This is a genomic window from Hydrogenophaga sp. RAC07 (genome assembly GCF_001713375.1).
GTDB lineage: Bacteria > Pseudomonadota > Gammaproteobacteria > Burkholderiales > Burkholderiaceae_C > Hydrogenophaga.
Map to the genome: position 1 here is coordinate 1,141,995 of NZ_CP016449.1, position 15,580 is coordinate 1,157,574.

Consider the following 15,580-nt stretch of genomic DNA (forward strand, 5'->3'; position numbering starts at 1 on the left):
CCAAACAATCAGGAGACACAACGATGCTTCGTTCCGCCCGGTCCGCGCCTGGCGCGCCCGTCCCGCAACGCTTTCGCCACATCGTCTGGGCCGGCGTGATGGGCCTCGCATTGGCCTCGCCGCTGACCGCACTGGCCCAGGGCAAGGTGTATGTGTCCAGCGAGAAGGACAACAAGATCCATGTGTTCGATGCCAAGGGCGAACGGCTATCGGTCATCGACACCTGCGAGCGTCCGCGCCACATGATGTTCAACGCCACCCGCAGCCAGATTTATGTGTGCTGTGGCGACAGCAACCAGCTCGGCGTGGTGGACACCGCCACCGGCAAGATGACCGGGACTGTTCCATTGGGGGACAGTCCGGAAATTTTTGACCTCAGTCCCGACGGCAGAACAGCCTATGTGTCGATCGAGGACGAGAACGTGATGGCCGCCTACGACCTGGCCACAAAAAAGCCGCTGTTCGAGGTGAAGACCGGGGGTGAGCCCGAAGGTGTGCTGGTCACGGCGGATGGCCGGTTCGCCTACGTCACCTCCGAGGTGGCCAACGTGGTCCACGTCATCGACCTGGGTCAGAAGAAGGTGGTCAAGAACATCAAGGTGGGCAAACGTCCGCGCCGCTTCGTGCTGGCCGAGGGCGGCGCCGAGCTGTGGGTCACCAACGAACTCGACGCCACCGTGAGTGTGGTCAACACCAAAGACCACAGCGTCAAGGCCACGGTGAAGTTCGCGGTGAAGGGCATGCGCGAGGCCGACATCACGCCCGTGGGCATGACGCTGAGCCCCGACGGCAAGACCATGTGGGTGGGCCTGGGCAAGGCCAACCACGTGGTCGAAGTGGACGTGGCGACGAAGAAAGCTGGCCGCCAGGTGCTGGTGGGCAAACGCGCCTGGGGTCTCACCCTGCACCCCGATGGCAAGACGCTGTACGTGACCAACGGCCTGTCGGACGACATGACATTGGTGGACACGGCGAGCGCGAAGGCCGTCAAAACCGTGGCCGTGGGCCGCGTGCCCCACAGTGTGCTGGTGCAGCCCTGATGCCGGTGCACTTCGTGCGTCACGTGGCGTCTGTGCTCATGCTGGCCGCCGTGCTGGCCTGGCCGACGGTGCAGGCCGCCACCACGCAGATGACGATGGCGGTGATCTCGCTGGCCGGCGACGCCCGCCACGCCAGCCGCCGCATGGAACGCGGCTACCCCGGCCACCCTCAGGGCCGGGCGCTGCAGGGCGTGCAGTTGGCGCTGGAAGAAGCGGCGTTCGAGCTCGACACGGCCGGCATCGCGCTGACCGTGCGCGATGTGGTGCTGCCCGACATGGCTGCACTGCCCAAAGCCCTGGCCGACTTGAAGGCCGCCAAGGTGCAGCACCTGGTGGCCGATCTGCCGCTGGCCGAGCTGCGCCAGCTGGTGCAGACCGCACCGATCGCACTTGGCGGGGCGGTGGTCTTCAACACCGGGCTGGACGACGACAGCCTGCGCGCGCAGCACTGCGCTGCGCACCTGCTGCACACGCTGCCGAGTGCTGCCATGCGCGCCGACACGCTGGCCCAGTACCTGGCCGCGCGCAACTGGCGCAAGGTGCTGCTGCTGCAAGGCCCGGAGCCGGCCGATGTGTTGATGGGCGAGGCATTCAACCGCGCCGCCAAACGCTATGGCCTGAAGATCACGCAGACCAAAGCCTTCAAGCTCAGCGGCGACCCGCGCGAGCGCGATCTGGCCAACACGCGGCTGCTCACCGGTGAACGCGAGCACGAGGTGGTGGCGGTGATGGACGCCAACGGCGAGTTCGCCCGCACCGTGCCCTACGCCACCCAGTGGCCGCGCCCCGTGGTGGGCGCCAGCGGTCTGGTGGCACTGGCCTGGCACCCGCAGTGGGAGCGCAACGGCGGCCCGCAGCTCACGCGGCGGTTCCAGAAATCTGCTCGGCGCCCCATGCAGAGCCACGACTGGGCCGCCTGGGCCGCCGGCAAGGCGGTCGCCGCGGTGCTGGTGGACGACCCCAAGGCGGCCGTGCCGCAACAGCTCAAGAAGCTGCGCGGCGGCTCGGTGGTGATCGACGGCTTCAAGGGCCCGCGCCTGACCTTTCGCGCGTGGGACGGCCAGCTGCGCCAGCCCATGTTCGTGAGCCATGTGGACGGCGTGGTTGGCCTGGCTCCGCTGGAGGGCGTGTTGCATCCCAGGGAAGTGCTGGACACGCTCGGCGTGGACGAACAGGAGAGCGCATGCAGACAGCGACCCTGATCCCGCCGGCGGGTCGGCCTTCGTTGCCGATGCATCTGGCGCGCGCACTGCGGGCGGTGGTGGGCCGGGAGATCGGCCGCTTTGTGCGCCAGCCCTCGCGCCTGGGCTCGGCGCTGGTGCGCCCGCTGCTGTGGTTCGTGGTGTTCTCCGCGGGCTTTCACAACGTGTTCGGCGTTGCCATCGTCCCCCCGTACGAAACCTACATCGAATACAAGGTCTACATGGTGCCCGGCCTGCTGGGCATGGTGGCCCTGTTCAACGGCATGCAGAGTTCGCTCTCCATGGTGTACGACCGCGAGATGGGTGTGATGCGCCTGCTGCTCACCGCGCCGCTGGCGCGCGGCTGGCTGCTGGCATTCAAGCTGCTCGCGGGCACCTGTCTCTCGGTGCTGCAGATGGTGGTGTTCCTGGCCATTTCGTGGGCCTTCGGGGTGGAGATTCCGCTGATGCATGTGCCGGGGCTGCTGGTGGCCATGGCGTGCGGTGCCACGCTGCTGGCCGCGCTCGGTCTCATGCTGTCGGTGTATGTGAAGCAACTGGAGAACTTCGCCGGCACCATGAACTTCGTGATCTTCCCGATGTTCTTCATCAGCCCCGCGCTCTACCCCTTGTGGAAGCTCGAAGAGTCGGGCGCGGTGTGGCTGCTCAGGCTGGCCGAATTCAACCCCTTCACCCACGCGGTGGAGGCCATGCGCTATGCGATGTACGGGCAGTTCAACGCGCTGTCGTGGACGGTGGTGGTGGGCTGCAGCATCGTGTTCTTTGTGCTCGCCTTGTGGGGTTACGACCCCCAGCGCGGCTGGATCCGCCAAAAAGGCGGCGCTTGAAAGGTTTTCATGACGCATGACAACACGCGCCGCCTGCTGCTGGGCGCCACGCTGGGCGCAGCCAGCGCGCCGCTGTGGGCTGCGGTGGATCACACCGGTGGTGACCCGCTGGGGTCCATGCAGTGGCCCGGCTTGCGCAAGCAGTACCTGGGCGACGCGCCGATGCGCTTCTCCAGCGCGGTGGTGGTGAGCGGCCCGGTCTTTGCCGACGACGCCATGAACGTGCCGCTGCTGGTGGACGCGCGGGGACTTGGCAACACGGGCGGTGGCGTGGCGCGCATCCAGGTGGTGGTGGACCGCAACCCGGTGCGTGAGGTGTTGACGTTCGAGCCACTCAAGGCCTTGCCCATGCTCGCCTTTCGCATCCGCCTGGAACAGGCCTCGCCGGTGCGCGCGCTGGTGCAGACGCGCGACGGCGCCTGGCACGTGGGCAGCACCTGGGTGCAGGCCGCCGGTGGCGGCTGCACGGTGCCCGGTGCCACACGCGCCGATGGTTCGTGGAGCCGCACGCTCAACCAGGTGCAGGCGCGCTTTTTCAACAACGTGCTCGAAGGCAGCCGGCGCCTGCGTGTGCGCGTGATGCATCCCATGGACACCGGTCTGGTCGCCGGCATCCCGGCCTTCTACATCGAGCAGTTGCAGCTGGTGGACGGCGCGGGTGCGCCGTGGTGGCGCCTGGCGCTGCACGAGCCGGTGTCGGAAAATCCGCTCATCACATTCGAGCTCCCGCCGCAAAACGGCAACGGTTTCCGGCTGCTGGGGCGCGACAACAACGGCAACCGGATCGATGCCGAGGTGGGCGCTTGAGAGGCCTGTTGCTCTGCATGGTGGCGGTGTTCACCAGCGCCGCGATGGCGCAGGCCAGGCCCGACCTGGCGCGGCTGGACTACGACCTGCGCCCGCGCCCGATCGCCGAGCGCACCTGGGTCATCGAGGGCGCGGTGGAAGACTTCTCGCGCGCCAACGGCTGCAACATCATCAACACCGCGTTCATCGCCACCGGTGCGGGCGTGGTGGTGGTCAACACCGGCCCCTCGCGCGCCTATGGCGAGCAGCAGCGCCGCGCCATCGAACGCATCACGCGCGAGCCGGTGGTGCGCGTGCTCAGCCTCAACCTGCACCCCGACTACTTCTTCGGCAACCAGGCCTGGGCCGACCGGCCCACGCAGGCGTTGGCCGGCAGCATCGGTGGCATGCAGGCCGAGGGCCGCGCGTATGCGGACAACCTCTACCGGCTTTGTGGCGACTGGATGAAAGGCACCGAGTCCACGCCCTCGCGCGACGTCGTGGAGCCCGGGGTGCTGCAGATCGGCAGCCACAAGCTGGAGTTGCGCCGCCTCAGCGGTCACACCAGCGACGACCTGGTGCTGATCGACCACACCACCGGCGTGTTGTTTGCGGGGGGGCTGGTCTTTGCCGACCGGGTGCCCACCACACCGCACGCCGACTTTGACGCCTGGCAAGCGAGCCTGGCGAAGCTCTCGCAGTGGATCGAAGACGACAGGATCCGCCAGGTCCTGCCCAGCCACGGCCCGCTGCACAGCGGTGTGGGCGGACTGGATCAGACGCGCGACTGGCTGCGCTGGCTCACCGCGCACATGCGCGAGAGCGCCGAGCGCGGGCTGGATCTGAGCGAGGTGCTGCGCCTGCCCGTGCCCGAACGTTTCAAGGCCTGGGCCGCGCAGCCGGCCGAGCTGCACCGCAGCATCACGCAGTGGTACCCGCGTTACGAACAGCAGGTGCTCGGCGGCCCGGCGACCCGGCGCTGATCGCCGACTGTTGCAGGCCTGTGCGCCGTTGATTCATTTCTGAACACTGTCACCACGGCGTGACAAGTGTCGCGTGCGACATGGCGCAGTTGCGGCCGCCTGTCGTGCGTCGAGTGCTCGAAAACCCTTGAAAAGACAGGCGCACGCCACACCACAGGTGTTGGCACAGATGTTGCCATTCAAGTCGCGTGCAGCCCACGACTGACCTGTCGCGCAGGGCATCACAAGCGGTCGGGCATGTTGCCTGGACGCGGCCATCCAACCCACGAACGAGCAGGAGACACACTGTGAAACGCACCCTACTGAGCCTCATGATCATGGCCGCCACGGCCCACGTTGGCGCCCAGGGCGTCACCGACGCGATGATCGCCAACGACGCCAAGTCGCCCGAGAACGTGTTGAGCTGGGGACTCGGCACCCAGGGTCAGCGTCACTCCGACCTCAACGGCATCACCGCCAAGAACATCGGCAAGCTGGTGCCGGTGTGGTCCATGTCCTTCGGTGGTGAAAAGCAGCGCGGCCAGCAGTCGCAGCCGCTGGTCAACAAGGGCAAGATGTTCGTGACGGCGTCCTACTCGCGCATCTACGCGGTGGACACCAAGACCGGCGAGAAGCTCTGGAAGTACGAGCACCGCCTGCCCGAAGGCATCATGCCCTGCTGCGACGTGATCAACCGCGGCGCCGCGCTCTACGACAACCTGGTGATCTTCGGCACGCTCGATGCGCAGCTGGTGGCCCTGGACCAGGACACCGGCAAGGTGGTGTGGCGCGAGAAGATCGACGACTACGCTGCCGGCTACAGCTACACCGCCGCCCCGTTGATCGCCCAGGGCCTGCTCATGACCGGTGTTTCCGGTGGTGAGTTCGGCGTGGTCGGCCGCGTGGAAGCACGCGACCCCAAGACCGGCAAGATGGTCTGGTCACGCCCCGTGGTCGAGGGCCACATGGGCTACAAGGACGGCAAGGAAAACGGCATCTCCGGCACCACCAACGCATCGTGGCCCGGCGAGACCTGGAAAACCGGCGGTTCCACCCCATGGCTGGGCGGCACCTACGACCCGCAGACCGGTCTGGCCTACTTCGGCACCGGCAACCCCGGCCCGTGGAACAGCCATGTGCGCAAGGGCGACAACCTGTACTCGGCCTCCACCGTCGCGATCGACCCCAAAACCGGCAAGATCGTGTGGCACTACCAGAACACCCCGAACGACGGCTGGGACTACGACGGTGTGAACGAGTTCATCACCTTCGACATGGACGGCAAGCGCATGGGCGCCAAGGCGGACCGCAACGGCTTCTTCTATGTGAACGACGCCACCACCGGCAAGCTGGTCAACGCCTTCCCGTTCGTCAAGAAGGTGACCTGGGCCACCGGCATCGACCTGAAGACCGGACGCCCGAACTTTGACGACACCAACCGCCCCGGCGACCCGACCGCCGCCGGTGGTGACGGCGCCAAGGGCAAGTCGGTCTTCTCGGCACCGGGCTTCCTGGGTGGCAAGAACCAGATGCCCATGGCCTACAGCCCGCGCACCGGATTGTTCTACGTGCCCACCAACGAATGGGGCATGGAGATCTGGAACGAGCCGATCACCTACAAGAAGGGCGCTGCCTTCCTGGGTGCCGGCTTCACCATCAAGCCGCTGTTTGATGACCACATCGGCTCGCTGCGCGCGATCGATCCCAAGACCGGCAAGGTCGCCTGGGAAGTCAAGAACAACGCGCCGCTGTGGGGCGGTGTGCTGACCGCGGGTGACCTGGTGTTCTGGGGCACGCCCGAGGGTTACCTCAAGGCCGCAGACGCCAAGACCGGCAAGGTCGTGTGGCAGTTCCAGACCGGCTCCGGCGTGGTGGCGCCTCCCATCACCTGGACCGAAGGCGGCGAGCAGTACGTGAGCGTGGTTTCCGGCTGGGGCGGTGCGGTGCCGCTGTGGGGCGGTGAAGTGGCCAAGAAGGTCAACTTCCTGGAGCAGGGCGGTTCCGTCTGGACCTTCAAGCTCATGAAGTGATCTCCGAGGCGCCGGCCGGGTGTGCAGCACGCACCGGGCCGGCGCCTGTTCCTTTTTATGACTCCTCTTCAGGCGGACCTGACATGCGCTCGACCCTTTTCATCGCGACCCTGATCACCAGCGCCAGCGCGTTTGCGCAAGCCGATCTCGCCGGCGCACCCGACCTGGCCAAGGCCAGCGGCTGTTATTCATGCCATGCCAATGGCGAAAAAGTGGTGGGCCCGGCTTTCTCAGCCATTGCCGACAAATATGCGACGGAGAAAGACGCCGCTGCGTCGCTCGCGCAATCGATCCAGAACGGCTCCAAAGGCAAGTGGGGCCGCATTCCCATGCCTGGGCATCCCAGCCTGAGCACGGCCGATCTCAAGACCCTCTCGACCTGGGTGCTGACCGTCAAGCCATGACGGCTCTGCGCGCGGTCGCCTTGTCCTTGCTGTTGAGCGGGGGCGGTGCGCACGCGTTTGATTTCAACGGCGAGAAAGCACTGATCGCCGTGACCAAGGACGGCGCCCGAACGAAGATCGGCCGCGTGGTGTTCAGCCCCGCCGCTGGAGGCGTGAGCGTCTTCAAGGTGCAGATGGATCACGCCGTGATGCGCGACCATTTTCTCTCCATGCGCGAGTTCAAGTGTCTGCCGGCCGAGCAGGAGATCTCGTGCTTTGTGCCCTATCCGTACGCGCAACCCGGCACGGCCTCCGCCACCCGGCTCGCGTGGCTGGAGCACAGCCTGTTGTTCTTCTACAAACAGCCCAAGGACTTTGGCGCCAAGCTGTGGAACGGCATCGTTTTCCAGTTCACCGCCACACCCACCGCGCTGGTGGGCGTGCCACAGGCGGTGGACCTCAACCGCATCGGTGTGCCGCCCGACGACCTCTCCGTGCCGCCCTATGGCGCCACGGACCGCGACCCCTTCACCCCCGGCGCACGCTGGCTCACCGAGCTGCGCATCGAGTCCCCGTGACCATGACTGGAGAACGTGAAATGATCCATCCGCGCACCCTGCTCGGCGCTGCGCTGGTGGTGCTCACCAGTGTTTCACAGGCGCAAGACAGCCACCGCGGCGACTGGCTGCGCAACCCCGCCATGGGCAACTACAAGGCCTATGCGGAATTCAAGATGGCCCACTACGCCGAGGCGCGCGAGGTGTGGGAAACCCTGGCCGAGGTGGGCAACGGCGACGCGCTGTTCAACCTCGGCATCCTGGCCGAAGACGGTCTCGGCGAGCCCAGGAACATGAAGAAGGCCGAGACGCTCTACACCAGCGCCGCGCAGGCCGGCAACTTCAAGGCGCAGTACCGCCTGGGCATGTTGTACAGCGCGGGCACCCTGCTGCCGCGCGATGTGGAGAAGGCGCGCGTCTTCCTCACGCTGGCGGCGCACGGCGGCGACAGGGACGCCATCGCCACGCTGGCCACGCTGGGCCAGCCCGCGGCCAGCCTCACGCCTTACCAGCGCGCCGAATTCCTGGGCGCCAGCGGCGAGCACACGAAGGCGGCCGCGCTCTACCGCCAGCTCGCCGAGGCCGGCGACCGCCGCGCGCAGACGCGCCTGGCCTGGATGTTTGAAGCCGGCCGTGGTGTGCCGCGCGACTTGTCCGAGGCCGCGCTTCGCTTCGAGAGCGCGGCCGTGGCTGGCGAGGCCGAGGCGCAGTACGCGCTCGCCGTGATGTACCGCACCGGCAAAGGCCGTGAGCGCGATGTGGCGCAAAGCCTGGTGTGGCTGCGCCAGGCCGCCGGGCAGAGCTACCCGCCAGCGGTGGCGGCGCTGGCATCGAGCCAGAGTGCGGGCGTGGGGCTTTGACGCTTCTGCGGGCCGCGTGGACCGACTTCACCCAGAATCCATAAGGGTTTTTTAGAACATCCGTTTTTCAGACCCCCCCACCAACCATCCTGAGAGCCCCACATGAACACTGCTTTCTCCGTTCCCTCCCTGATGTCGGTCGTTGCATGTGCGGCCGCCGCGCTGAGCACGCCCACCTTCGCCCAGGTCGATCCCACCCGCATGGTCGACGCCTTCGAGCGCGCCGGCGGCAAGTTCGAAGGCTTCCGCCGCTCGGGTGCCAAGGGCGTCTGCGCCACCGCCGAGTTTGTGGGCAGCGCGCAAGGCCGGGAGCTGTCGGTCTCGTCGGCCTTTAGTGGCCGGCCGGTGCCGGTGGTGGCGCGCTTCTCGATGGGCGGTGGCAACCCCAAGGCACCCGACAACGGCAAGAGCCAGCGCAACCTGGCGCTGCAGTTCGACCTGCCCGGCAACGAGACCTGGCAGATGGGCAACATCTCGGCGCCGATCTTCGGCGCGTCGTCGCCCGAACAGATGCTGGCACGCCTGGAGGCGGTCGCACCCGACCCTGACACCAAAAAGCCGAACCCCGACAAGGTCAAGGCCTTCAACGACGCCAACCCCGACACCCTGCTGCAAGGCAAGTACTTCGCCAGCCAGCCCGTGCCGGCGAGCTTTGGTGGTGTGAACTACTGGGGTGTGCACGCGTTCGCGTTTGTCGACGCCAGCGGCAAGAAGCAGTACGGCAAATGGATCTTCGAGCCGGTGGGCGGCACGCAGAGCCTGACCGACGAAGAAGCCCAGGCCAAGGGACCCGATTTTCTGCAAGCCGAGCTGCGCCAGCGCGTGGCGGCGGGTGGTGTGGCCTTTGATTTCAACCTGCAACTGGCACAGCCGGGCGACAAGCTCGACAGCGCCGTGAGCCCGCTGCCCGCAGAGCGCAAGAAGGTGACGCTGGGCCGCCTCACCATCAAGTCGGTGGCCGCCGATGCCACCGGTCCCTGCGTCACCATCAACTTCAACCCGATGGTCTTGCCCAAGGGCGTGGAGCCATCCACCGATCCCATGCTCGCTGCACGGGCTGCACCCTACGCGGTGTCGATGGGTCGACGCCTGGGCGAGGGCCCGAAGCAGTGAGGCGGTGACGGGTCCGCCCCGTCGTGTTCTGTGAACCGACGGGATTCACCGCACCCATTCGGCCTGCAGGCTCCCACCCACCAGAAACCCGTTGGGCACCGGTTCGTCGCGCTCGAACTTCACCAGCCCCTTGCCCCGGCAGTACCACTCGCGGCTGGTCAGGGGCACGTCGGTGAAGCCGTTCACCGGATCGGTGAAGAGGTTGAGGTTGGCGCGGCCCACCACGCGCAGGCAGGGCTGGTGGGTGCCGGTGGGGGTGGTCACGCTGTCGTCCACCGCCTCGATGCGCCAGTACATCAGCGCCTTGTGGCTGTAGCGCAGTTCGCGCGGGTGTTCGTTGCGCCGCAGGATCAGGTAGGGCACGGTGGTGGTGGTCCACTCTGTGCCCACCGCATACGGCGCCTTCAGCACCCACATCGGCTCCTTGTCCGGGGTGGGTTCGTCGTCGATGTCCATCTGGGTGGCCACACGCTTCACACCGGTCTCGTCGCTCTTGAGGAAGTAGCCCACGCCGGCCGAGTGGTGGCGCACCATCACGGGTTGGTCCTCAAGCGCGCGCGGGCCTTCCACGCGCAATGTCCATTCGTCCACGGGTGGCGCTTCTTCGCTGTTGACTTTCACCTCGTACACCTGAGAGCTGCCTTCAACCAGCGGGAACCAGCTGTCGCTCTGGGTGCCCTGGCAGGCCGCGAGCAGGGTGGTCAGGCCGATGGCGCTGAGGCGCTTCATTTTTCAGGCAACTGCGCGCGGGGCAGGTCGCTCAGTTTGAGTTGCAGCTTGTCGTTGCCGGTGGGGCGCAACCAGGCGAAGCCGCCCTGGCCGCGGACGGGTTCGGTGCTGCCCATCTGGGTGTTGCCGTCGCGCGCCTTTTTGATGCCGTCGCCCAGGATGCGCGCCAGGTCCTTCTCGTACGGCAGGCGGTGCACGCGCGGCATCTCCAGCGGCTTGTTGTCCTTCATGGGGTTGACCCAGATGAAGATGGCGCCGGGGTGGTTGCGTCCCGGGCGGGGTTCGTCGAACACCGCCGACAGCAGCACGAAGCGCGGGGGCAGGGCGTCGTCGCTCGGCCAGCCGGCGATGCCTTGCAGGGTGTTGTGGCTCAGTGCATAGAAACCCGAGACGAGCAGCACCGCTGCCCCTTTCACGCCCCAGTGCCAGCGTGTGGCCAGCAGCAGGCACACGAGCAGGAAGGCGAGCAGTGCGTACACGAGCACCAGCAGCAGCAATTGGGAAGAGACGGTGGGGATCATGGAGGTGGTGTCAGAGTCCGGTTCGCTGAACGATGGTGAGCGGTCGGGTGTTGATGTCGGTCACCGCGCCGGTGTCGTTGATGCTGAAGCGCACCAGCGTGCGTTCGTCGCCCTTGCGGGGAATCTGCTGTGTGCCGGTGAAGACGATCTCGGCCTGCGGGTTGACCTTGACCACCGCCACCGACACGTCCACCGGCTGCTGGTCGCGCGTGTCGTAGTAGTGCGCGTTCACCACGTATTCGCCGGGCACGAGGCCGCGCAGCGTGACGATCTCCTGGCGCACCGGGCTGCTGATCTCGCGACCGTTGACGATCACGGTGTTGTTCTTCGCGCCGCGGTCGTCGCGGTCCAGGTGCAGCATGCCGGCGTCGCGCGCGCGAAACCACAGCGTCTTGCCGCCGGGCTCGTTGACCCAGGCGTCGATGTCGTTGGGGTTGTTGTCGGGCCAGGAGATGGTGACGATGAACTCGGCCTTGGCCGGGATGTCGCCGGCCTTGCGCGACTTGGGGTTGAACGAGAGCAGGGCGATGACGAAGCAGAAGACGAAGGCGATCAACATGTTGAACAACATGTCGTAGAACGGATCGGTCTCCGTGTCACGGACCGGGCGGCCGATCGCCATGCGGCGCTCCTGCAAGCGCCTGTGTGGCAGGCGGTGTGGCGGCCAGCGTGTCGGCCACCAGCGCGTCGGCAAAGCGGTCCAGCCGCATGAGCTGCAGACCCAGGAGGATGTTGCCGGTGAGCCCGGTCACGGTGGTCAGCAGCGCGATGCCCAGACCCCCTGTGAGGTTCTTCAGCAACTGCGCCGACTGGCTCGCATCGAAGCTCTCCATCTGCCCGAGCTGCAGCGCGAGGATGGAGAAGCCGATCACCTTGCCGAGCAGGCCGAGCTTGAGCTGGATGCCGTTGAGCCACCAGGCCATTTCGTGCGGGCCGTGCGCGCGCTCGCCCAGGATCTGCATCCAGGTGTTCTGGTCGGCGCCGGGCTGGGCGCAGCCATGCATGTACTCGGCGCTCCAGTGTTCTTTGTTGGGACTCACCAGACCGGGACGCGCGAGCAACCCGTCCAGCTGCTGGCGCTGCAGGCCCAGAGTCCAGGCGCGCCGCCCGGCCCACAGCGAGCAACCGGTGAACAGCAGCACGATGATCACCGTGAGGCCCGTCGGGTCGGCCGCCACCAGCCGGTGCCAGGCACCGGCTCGCCACAAAAGCAGGGCGCCAAAGGCCAGCAAGCCCATGTAGGCCAGCCACAGGAGGAACAGGCCGTTGGGCGCCTGCTCCAGCGCCAGCGGGCTTCGCCGCGCGCCGGGCAAGTGGCTCACCAGCGCGGCGCCGAGAATGCGGTGGTGCGATGGCGTGGCGGGTGTGGCGTCGGCCATGGTCAAGCCTGCGGGTGCAGCACACGCGACTCGGCGTCGCTTCGAAACACGATGGGGATGTGGCGCATTGCGGGCGCCTGTTTGACGAGTTGCACCACCTTCTCGTGGTGTGGCGACTTGCTGCACACCGGGTCGGCCTGCGTGGCGTCGCCGGTGATCAGGAAGGCCTGGCAGTGGCAACCGCCAAAGTCGTTGTGGCGCTCGTCGCAGCTGCGGCAGGGCGGCTTCATCCAGTCTTCGCCACGGAAGGCGTTGAAGGCCTGGCTCTTTTGCCAGATGTCGGCCAGCGCCATGTCGCGCACGTTGGGCAGCTTCAAGCCCGGCAGGTCGCGTGCGTTGTGGCAGGGCATGGCCACGCCGTCGGGGGCGACCGAAAGAAACACCGAGCCCCAGCCGTTCATGCAGGCTTTGGGCCGTTGTTCGAAATAGTCGGGCACCACAAACAGCAGCTTGCAGCGCTGGCCGATTTTTTCGCGGTAACGGTTGACCACGGCCTCGGCTTCGATCAGCTGCTCGTGCGTGGGCATCAGGTGGTCGCGGTTGACCCAGGCCCAGCCGTAGTACTGTGTGTTGGCGAGTTCGAGGTATTCCGCGTCGAGCGCGAGCGCCATCTCGATGATCTGGCCCACATGCGGCAGGTTGTGCCGGTGCAGCACGCAGTTCATCACCATCGGCCAGTCGTGTGCCTTGATCAGACGCGCCACCTTCTGCTTGAGTTCGAAGGTCTTGGTGTGGCTCAGAAAGTCGTTGAGTTCGCGCGTGCTGTCCTGAAACGACAGCTGCACATGGTCGAGCCCGGCGTCTTTCAGCCGCTGCGCGCGCGTCTCGGTGAGGCCCACGCCCGAGGTGATGAGGTTGGTGTAGTAACCCAGCGCGTGCGCTTCCTGCACCAGTTCTTCCAGGTCGTCGCGCACCAGGGGTTCACCGCCCGAGAACCCGAGCTGCGCGGCGCCGAGCTTGCGCGCCTGGCGCATCACGTCGACCCATTGCGCGGTGGTGAGTTCGTCCTTGATGCGCGCGTGCTGCGTGGGGTTGTAGCAAAAAACGCAGTGCAGCGGGCACTGGTAGGTGAGCTCGGCCAGCAGCCACAGCGGTGGGCCGGCGGGGTGCGTCTTGGCGGCCAGCAGCGAGAGTGCTTCGGAGACCGGTGCGAACTCAGTCGATCCAGCCACGGCGGCCTCCTTCTTCCAGCAACGATTCCACCTGCGGTGTGAGGCCCTGGACCGAAAACGCGGCCTCCAGCTCGCTCACGATCCCGGGCACCGTGCGTTCGCCATCGCAGCGCTTGAGGATCTCGGCAGCACTGTCGTTGAGTTGCACCATGCCCTCGGGGTACAGCAGCACCCAGCGCGACTGTGCTTCTTCGTATTGCAATCGGAAGCGGCGCGAAAGCTTGGGACGGGAAGGGATCATTGACAGGCTTTCTCGATGGCGTCGAGCATGGTCCAGAGGATGTCGAGCTTGAACTGCAGGATGTCGAGTGCACGGTGTTGCGCCGCGCGGGTGGTGAAGTGATCCAGCGTCACGCGCAGGCCGTGCTCCACATCGCGCCCGGCCAGCGGAATGCGCTTGCGGAAATAGCCCAGTCCGTCGGCGTCGATCCAGGGGTAGTGCAGAGGCCAGCTGGCCAGGCGGTCCTTGTGGATCTGTGGCGCAAACATCTCGGTGAGCGAAGAACACACGGCCTCCTGCCACGGGGCCTTGGCCGCGAAGTTCACATACGCGTCGCAGGCGAAGCGCACAGCGGGCACCACGCCTTGCAGCGACAACAGGTCGTCGCGTGCAATGCCCACCGCTTCGCCCAGGCGAATCCAGGCCTCCAGGCCACCGCTGGCCGAGCCTTCGAAGTCGCCATAGCCATCGTGATCGAGGATGCGTTCCACCCACAGGCGGCGGTGCGCGCGGTCGGGCATGTTGGCCAGTATGGCGGCGTCCTTGCGCGGAATGCAGACCTGGTAATAGAAGCGGTTGGCCACCCAGCAGCGCAGCTCGTCAGGAGTGCAGCCGCCGGCGTTCATGCGCACATTGAACGGGTGGTGGATGTGGTACGAGCGACCCTGGTCGCGCAGCTGCGCTTCGAATTGCTCGCGCGTCCAGGCGGGCAAGCCTTCGAGGGGACGGGGGGTGGTGGCGATGTCCATGCGGTTTGCCGGGTCAGAAGACGATGTCCATGCCGTCGCGCGCCACCTCGATGCCGTGGCGGGTGAGCTCGGCGTGTTCGGCGGAATCCTCGACCAGCATCGGGTTCGTGTTGTTGATGTGGATGAGGATCTTGCGGATGGAGCGCGGCAACTGGTCCAGCTGTTCGATCATTCCGCCCGCGCCGCTTTGCGGCAGGTGGCCCATCTCCGCGGCCTTCTTTTTCGAGAGGCCCTGCGTGATCATTTCGTCTTCGGTCCAGAAGGTGCCGTCCACCAGCAGCACCGAGCAGCTGGCCATGAGCGTCAACAGCTCGGGTGTCACGGCGCCCAGGCCGGGCGCGTAGAACACGCGCCCACCGGTGGCCGGGTTCTGAATCACCAGGCCGAGGTTGTCGCCGGCGCGCGGGTTGCCGCGAAAGGGTGAATACGGCGGCGGCTTGGAGGCGATGGCCACGGTCTGCACCTCGATGCCGGGCAGGCCCTCGATGGTGATGGTGCGACCGTCCGACGGCAGCTCGGTGGTGGCCACGCCGCAGTAATGCGCAAGGATCCCGGTGATGGGGAAACCGCTGGCGATGTCGGACAGCACCTCGGGAGTGGCCAGCAGCGGCAGCCTGGAGCCGCGCTCGCGCAGCATGATGAGACCGGTCACGTGGTCGATCTGCGCGTCCATGAGCAGAACCGCGGCAATGCCGCTGTCGCGCACCGCGCGGGCGGGTTGCAGGTCGGGCGTGTCGCGGATCTGGGTGAGGATGTCGGGCGAGGCGTTGACCAGCAGCCAGTCCTGCCCGTTGGCGGTGACGGCGATCGACGACTGCGTGCGCGCAGTGGCCCGGATGCGACCGTTGCGCAGGCCGTCGCAATTGGCGCAGTTGCAGTTCCACTGCGGGAAGCCGCCACCAGCCGAAGAACCGAGAACCCGGATGCGCATGTCAGTGGCGCCCGGCCGCCCGAAGGCGCTGACGCACCCCCTCGGGGGGCAGTGAACGAAGTGAGCGTGGGAGCTGTTTCATGTCAGGACAACTGAAAGACCAAGAAAAAGGCGCACGC

General features: G+C 66.6%; 18 protein-coding genes. 10 read left to right on the top strand and 8 right to left on the bottom strand.

Going from position 1 to position 15,580, the window contains the following annotated elements:
• Positions 1 to 23 precede the first annotated feature (23 nt).
• The 10 genes from BSY239_RS05290 to BSY239_RS05335 all read left to right on the top strand — a co-directional run bounded on the left by BSY239_RS05290 (position 24) and on the right by BSY239_RS05335 (position 9,760).
• A complete protein-coding gene (locus BSY239_RS05290; protein ID WP_069045927.1) occupies positions 24 to 1,040 on the top strand; it encodes a YVTN family beta-propeller repeat protein in 1,017 nt (338 codons plus the stop codon).
• Positions 1,040 to 2,242 carry a branched-chain amino acid ABC transporter substrate-binding protein gene (locus BSY239_RS05295; RefSeq protein ID WP_069045928.1) on the top strand — a complete coding sequence of 401 codons (1,203 nt, stop codon included), beginning with the start codon at positions 1,040 to 1,042 and terminating at the stop codon, positions 2,240 to 2,242. Before BSY239_RS05290 ends, BSY239_RS05295 begins: the two co-directional genes overlap by 1 nt.
• Positions 2,224 to 3,069 carry an ABC transporter permease gene (locus BSY239_RS05300; protein WP_216637500.1) on the top strand — a complete coding sequence of 282 codons (846 nt, stop codon included), beginning with the start codon at positions 2,224 to 2,226 and terminating at the stop codon, positions 3,067 to 3,069. The genes BSY239_RS05295 and BSY239_RS05300 overlap by 19 nt, the downstream gene beginning before the upstream one ends.
• A 9-nt stretch (positions 3,070 to 3,078) precedes the next feature.
• Positions 3,079 to 3,876, top strand: a complete 798-nt coding sequence (locus tag BSY239_RS05305) for a quinoprotein dehydrogenase-associated SoxYZ-like carrier (RefSeq protein ID WP_069045930.1) — start codon at positions 3,079 to 3,081, stop codon at positions 3,874 to 3,876.
• Positions 3,877 to 3,893: 17 nt separating this feature from the next.
• Positions 3,894 to 4,838, top strand: coding sequence for a quinoprotein relay system zinc metallohydrolase 1 (locus BSY239_RS05310; RefSeq protein WP_069045931.1), 945 nt, complete (start codon positions 3,894 to 3,896; stop codon positions 4,836 to 4,838).
• A 311-nt stretch (positions 4,839 to 5,149) separates the two neighbouring features.
• Positions 5,150 to 6,847: a PQQ-dependent methanol/ethanol family dehydrogenase gene (locus tag BSY239_RS05315; protein ID WP_069045932.1), complete on the top strand. Its 1,698-nt coding sequence runs from the start codon at positions 5,150 to 5,152 to the stop codon at positions 6,845 to 6,847.
• An 83-nt stretch (positions 6,848 to 6,930) separates the two neighbouring features.
• A complete protein-coding gene (locus tag BSY239_RS05320) occupies positions 6,931 to 7,251 on the top strand; it encodes a c-type cytochrome (RefSeq protein WP_069045933.1) in 321 nt (106 codons plus the stop codon).
• The gene (locus BSY239_RS05325; RefSeq protein ID WP_069045934.1) at positions 7,248 to 7,808 is read left to right on the top strand and encodes a hypothetical protein; all 561 of its coding nucleotides are present in this window, start codon (positions 7,248 to 7,250) and stop codon (positions 7,806 to 7,808) included. The genes BSY239_RS05320 and BSY239_RS05325 overlap by 4 nt, the downstream gene beginning before the upstream one ends.
• Before the next feature lie 2 nt (positions 7,809 to 7,810).
• On the top strand, positions 7,811 to 8,647 hold the full coding sequence (locus tag BSY239_RS05330; RefSeq protein WP_216637501.1) for a tetratricopeptide repeat protein: 837 nt from the start codon (positions 7,811 to 7,813) through the stop codon (positions 8,645 to 8,647).
• Positions 8,648 to 8,749: 102 nt separating this feature from the next.
• Positions 8,750 to 9,760 (top strand): catalase family peroxidase, encoded by a 1,011-nt coding sequence (locus BSY239_RS05335; protein ID WP_069045935.1) that lies wholly within the window; start codon positions 8,750 to 8,752, stop codon positions 9,758 to 9,760.
• A 45-nt stretch (positions 9,761 to 9,805) separates the two neighbouring features.
• Here BSY239_RS05335 and BSY239_RS05340 read toward each other — a convergent pair whose 3' ends face one another.
• From BSY239_RS05340 to pqqB, 8 genes are read right to left on the bottom strand one after another with little or no spacing between them, the layout of a single operon-like run.
• Positions 9,806 to 10,489: a hypothetical protein gene (locus BSY239_RS05340; RefSeq protein ID WP_069045936.1), complete on the bottom strand. Its 684-nt coding sequence runs from the start codon at positions 10,487 to 10,489 to the stop codon at positions 9,806 to 9,808.
• Positions 10,486 to 11,010: a hypothetical protein gene (locus BSY239_RS05345; protein WP_069045937.1), complete on the bottom strand. Its 525-nt coding sequence runs from the start codon at positions 11,008 to 11,010 to the stop codon at positions 10,486 to 10,488. The genes BSY239_RS05340 and BSY239_RS05345 overlap by 4 nt, the downstream gene beginning before the upstream one ends.
• A 10-nt stretch (positions 11,011 to 11,020) precedes the next feature.
• Complete coding sequence (locus BSY239_RS05350) at positions 11,021 to 11,632, bottom strand: hypothetical protein (RefSeq protein WP_069045938.1); 612 nt, start codon at positions 11,630 to 11,632, stop codon at positions 11,021 to 11,023.
• Positions 11,607 to 12,389 (bottom strand): hypothetical protein, encoded by a 783-nt coding sequence (locus BSY239_RS05355; protein WP_069045939.1) that lies wholly within the window; start codon positions 12,387 to 12,389, stop codon positions 11,607 to 11,609. Before BSY239_RS05355 ends, BSY239_RS05350 begins: the two co-directional genes overlap by 26 nt.
• Before the next feature lie 2 nt (positions 12,390 to 12,391).
• Positions 12,392 to 13,516: a pyrroloquinoline quinone biosynthesis protein PqqE gene (pqqE, locus tag BSY239_RS05360; protein ID WP_156775597.1), complete on the bottom strand. Its 1,125-nt coding sequence runs from the start codon at positions 13,514 to 13,516 to the stop codon at positions 12,392 to 12,394.
• A gap of 28 nt (positions 13,517 to 13,544) precedes the next feature.
• Complete coding sequence (gene pqqD, locus BSY239_RS05365; protein ID WP_069045940.1) at positions 13,545 to 13,802, bottom strand: pyrroloquinoline quinone biosynthesis peptide chaperone PqqD; 258 nt, start codon at positions 13,800 to 13,802, stop codon at positions 13,545 to 13,547.
• Positions 13,799 to 14,530 carry a pyrroloquinoline-quinone synthase PqqC gene (gene pqqC / locus BSY239_RS05370; protein ID WP_069045941.1) on the bottom strand — a complete coding sequence of 244 codons (732 nt, stop codon included), beginning with the start codon at positions 14,528 to 14,530 and terminating at the stop codon, positions 13,799 to 13,801. The genes pqqD and pqqC overlap by 4 nt, the downstream gene beginning before the upstream one ends.
• A 13-nt stretch (positions 14,531 to 14,543) precedes the next feature.
• A complete protein-coding gene (pqqB, locus tag BSY239_RS05375; RefSeq protein ID WP_069045942.1) occupies positions 14,544 to 15,461 on the bottom strand; it encodes a pyrroloquinoline quinone biosynthesis protein PqqB in 918 nt (305 codons plus the stop codon).
• Between the last annotated feature and the right edge of the window lie 119 nt (positions 15,462 to 15,580).